The organism is Campylobacter concisus (genome assembly GCF_002912425.1).
GTDB classification, from domain to species: Bacteria; Campylobacterota; Campylobacteria; order Campylobacterales; family Campylobacteraceae; genus Campylobacter_A; species Campylobacter_A concisus_AH.
In genome coordinates, this window is the sequence record NZ_POYR01000165.1 from 1 (window position 1) to 4,877 (window position 4,877).

Sequence of the window (4,877 nt, forward strand, 5' to 3'; positions counted from 1 at the left end):
CCTATCACCTTGCTATCCTTGCCTGGGTTGTTAGGGTTATTTGGATTGATGATCTCTGCTGTTACATTGTTATCTTTACCTGGGTTTAGATCAACTGGGATATCAATCTTACCTTTATCGATATCATCTTGGTTGATTGGTTTTTCAGTCTTTTTGCCATTGTCATCAGTAACAACTACTTTATCACCTGGTTTTACTGAACCATCTTTTGGTATAGTAACTTCTACTGTTGTTTTACCAGCATCTTTGTCACCAGCTTTGTTTTCATCATCAGAAATTTTGCCATCTTTGTTTGTATCTTCTGGGAATTTAATTTCTGGGTTGCTTGGTTTTCTGCTAAATTCGCTATCAAGTGAAAGGCTAGCTTTTGATGAGTCACTAACATTGCCAGCTTCATCAGCAAATCTATACTCTGGAGTCTCATATTTTCCATCTTTTAGTTTGTTGATACCAACGTTAAATGTAGCTTCAAATCTACCATCTTTGATCATCTCATCAGTAATCTCAACAAATTTAACCCAATTACCTTTGCCGTCGATTGATTGGATCACGTCACCAGCTTTTACGCTACCATCTGTTGGGATGTCGATAACCCAGTGAGCTTTGCCATCTTTTATAGCAGCTACTTCAGCTACACTTAAAACACCGTCATTGTTTGTATCTTCTACAAATCTAACTTTTGGATTGCCTATTGTTGTATCAACATCTATGCTTGCTTCTACAGATTTAGCGCTATGTCCTAGTTTATCAGTCGCTTCTACGACAAATTTATGCTCGCCGTCGCTAAGTTTAGTTCTAGGAGTAAATTCCCAGCTACCATCAAAGCCTGCTTTTGTAGTGCCTGCTATCTTACCATCAACAAATACTTTTATATCTGCACCAGCCTCAGCACTACCTTTTAGAGTTGGAGTGTTGTCATTTGTAACTTTACCTTTAACATCGCCATTTTCTACGCCACCAGCTACATTATCAACGATCTCTTTGATCTCTGGTATGTTAGTTGCAGTATCAACTGTTAAGCTTACAACGTTTGAATTTTGAACTGGGTTTTTGACATAGTCTTGCATACTAGCTTCAACTGTATAGTCGCCATCATTTAGTGGTTTATCTACTGTGATAGACCAGTCGCCAAGGCTATCTTCTACATAAACTTCACCACTCCATACTACCTTGCCACTGCTATCTTTTACGCTAACAGTTACAGTTGAGTAAGGCTCTGCAAAGCCGTTTATAGTTGGGGTATTATCTTTTGTAGCACCTTCGTAAGCACCATTTAGAGCGTCATCACCGTTGTCATCTGTTACGCTAGTGATTACTACTTTACCTGGATTAGTATCTACTTTTATAGTTTCAATATCTGAAGTGTTTTTATTGCCTATCTTATCAGTTGCCTCTACATAGAATGTATGATCGCCATCGCTAAGTTTAGTTCTTGGTGTAAATTCCCAGCTACCATCAAGACCAGCTTTTGTAGTACCTGCTATCTTACCATCAACAAATACTTTTATATCTGCACCAGCTTCAGCGCTGCCTTTTAGTGTTGGAGTATTGTCGTTTGTCCAGTTGTTTTTAGAGCTTATATCGCCTGTATCACCTTCAACATTATCAATGATCTCTTTAATGACTGGTTTGTCAGTTGCGTTGTCTATTGTAAGGCTTACAACGTTTGAGTTTTGAACTGGGTTTTTGACATAGTCTTGCATACTAGCTTCAACTGTATAGTCGCCATCTTTTAACGCTACTGGTACATCAATATGCCAATCGCCAAGACTATCTTCTATATATACTTCATCGCTCCATACTACTTTACCGCTACTATCTTTTACGCTAACAGTTACAGTTGCGTACTGCTCACCTGTACCCCAAATAGTTGGAGTATTGTCTTTCATAGCACCTTCATAAGCACCGTTTAGAGCGTCATCACCGTTGTCATCTGTTATTCTAGTGATTACTACCTCGCCTGGATTAGTATCTACTTTTATCCAAGAAATTCCTGAGTTCTCGCTTACATTGCCAGCTTCATCTGTTGCGATAGCATAGAATGAATGTTTGCCGTCGCTTAGTTTGTCGGTTGTATACTCCCACTCACCTTTTTCGTTAGCTTTTACACTACCTGCTTTTCTACCATCTACATAGACATCAACGGTTGCACCAGCCTCAGCACTACCTTTTAGTGTTGGGGTATTGTCATTTGTCCAGCCAATTCTTTCGTTTTTCACGTTGCCCGTATCCCCTTCTACATTATCTATAATTTCATTAATTACTGGTTTAGAAGTATGAAGATCTATTGTTACAGTAGCTACATTTGATGCATTGCTTACATTGCCAGCTTTATCTGTTGCAGTTGCTGTTATATTATATTCACCTTCAACAAGTGGGCTCTTTGGTGTAAATTCCCATGATCCATCAGCTTTTACAGGGATGTTTTCAGCGATGATATCATTACCATTTTTAAGAGTTATGGTTGAGCCAGCTTCAGCTGTACCTTTAAATGTTGGCGTGCTATCGTTTGTAGCGCCACCTTTAACATCTTCGTTAAATTTACCGCCCTTAACATCATCTATTACTTCTGTGATGACTGGAGCATCTGGAGCTGTTTTATCAGTAAAGTCTGTATTGCCAGCTGTTCCTTCGCCGTTACCTTTGTTGCCAGCTTTATCAGTTACTTCTACTTTTACCTTATCACCTGGTTTGATTGGATCAGTAGTGATTTCGAAATCTCCCTTATCATCAGTTGTGCCTGTACCGATTGTTTTACCATCTTTGTCTTTTACTACTACTGGAGCATTTGGCTCATCTGAATGACCTTTTACGATACCTTTATCTGGATTGCCATCAGCTGGGTTATTTGTATCAACTGGAGTTACCTCTTTAACTTCTACGCTTGGAGGTGTATTATCAACAAATTCTGTATCCCCTGCAGTCTCTGTATCACTACCTTTATGGCCAGCTTTATCAGTTACTTCTACTTTTACCTTATCACCTGGTTTGATTGGATCAGTAGTGATTTCAAAGTTTCCTTTGTCATCAGTTGTGCCAGTACCTATTGTTTTACCATTTTCATCAGTAACAACTACTGGAGCATTTGGCTCATCTGATTCACCTTTTACGATACCTTTATCTGGAGTACCATCTGATGGGTTAGTCTCATCTACTGGAGTTACAGTATCGATATCTACTTTTGGTCCTTTAGTATCATTTGGATGCTCTATATTGCCAGCCGTAGCCATTTCTGTACCTGCGTTACCAGCTTTGTCTATTGCTTGAACAAGTACTGGAGTACCTGGTTGAACAGCTTTATCTAGTTGAATTAAGAAGTCACCTGCACTGTTAGCGTGACCTTTTCCTATAATGTTGTTGTTTTCATCTCTAAATAGTATCTCAGCATTTGGAGTATCTGTATGACCAGTTCCCATAGTTAGCTCTGCTGTATCATCAGCTCTGCTGTTTGTATCGATTGGAGTGATTTTTACATTGTCAAGTTTTGGAGCGATTGAGTCTAGATCGATTGTAGCTTCATTGCTTGGTGTGCTCTTACCAAATTTATTCTCAGCAGTTGCTGTAAATTTATGCTCGCCTTGTTTAGTAAGCTCTGGTGTAAATTCCCATGAACCATCAGCTTTAGCTGTTGTCTCACCTATTCTGTCGCCATTATCATAAATTTCTACTTTTGAGCCAGCTTTTGCAGTGCCTTTGATAGTTGGAGTTTTATCATTTGTTAGATGACCTTTTACATCAAGAACGTTACCAACTTTAGTATCTTCTCCATAGCCTTTAACATCATCTATTATCTCATTGATAACTGGAGCTTCTGGAAGATCTTTATGTAAAATCTCTGTATCCCCTGCAGTCTCTGTATCACTACCTTTATGGCCAGCTTTATCAGTTACTTCTACTTTTACCTTATCACCTGGTTTGATTGGATCAGTAGTGATTTCAAAGTTTCCTTTGTCATCAGTTGTGCCAGTACCTATTGTTTTACCATTTTCATCAGTAACAACTACTGGAGCATTTGGCTCATCTGATTCACCTTTTACGATACCTTTATCTGGAGTACCATCTGATGGGTTAGTCTCATCTACTGGAGTTACAGTATCGATATCTACTTTTGGTCCTTTAGTATCATTTGGATGCTCTATATTGCCAGCCGTAGCCATTTCTGTACCTGCGTTACCAGCTTTGTCTATTGCTTGAACAAGTACTGGAGTACCTGGTTGAACAGCTTTATCTAGTTGAATTAAGAAGTCACCTGCACTGTTAGCGTGACCTTTTCCTATAATGTTGTTGTTTTCATCTCTAAATAGTATCTCAGCATTTGGAGTATCTGTATGACCAGTTCCCATAGTTAGCTCTGCTGTATCATCAGCTCTGCTGTTTGTATCGATTGGAGTGATTTTTACATTGTCAAGTTTTGGAGCGATTGAGTCTAGATCGATTGTAGCTTCATTGCTTGGTGTGCTCTTACCAAATTTATTCTCAGCAGTTGCTGTAAATTTATGCTCGCCTTGTTTAGTAAGCTCTGGTGTAAATTCCCATGAACCATCAGCTTTAGCTGTTGTCTCACCTATTCTGTCGCCATTATCATAAATTTCTACTTTTGAGCCAGCTTTTGCAGTGCCTTTGATAGTTGGAGTTTTATCATTTGTTAGATGACCTTTTACATCAAGAACGTTACCAACTTTAGTATCTTCTCCATAGCCTTTAACATCATCTATTATCTCATCAATTGTTACTTTAACAGTGTTTGAAGCTTCGCCTATCACCTTGCTATCCTTGCCTGGGTTGTTAGGGTTATTTGGATTGATGATCTCTGCTGTTACATTGTTATCTTTACCTGGGTTTAGATCAACTGGGATATCAATCTTACCTTTATCGAT

Annotated in this window: 1 protein-coding gene; it reads right to left on the reverse strand. The window is 38.8% G+C overall.

The annotated features are described in order from the left end of the window. Positions 1-4,877 (reverse strand): Ig-like domain-containing protein (locus CYP84_RS08960; protein WP_141089211.1); only part of this gene is annotated, 4,877 nt, incomplete at both ends.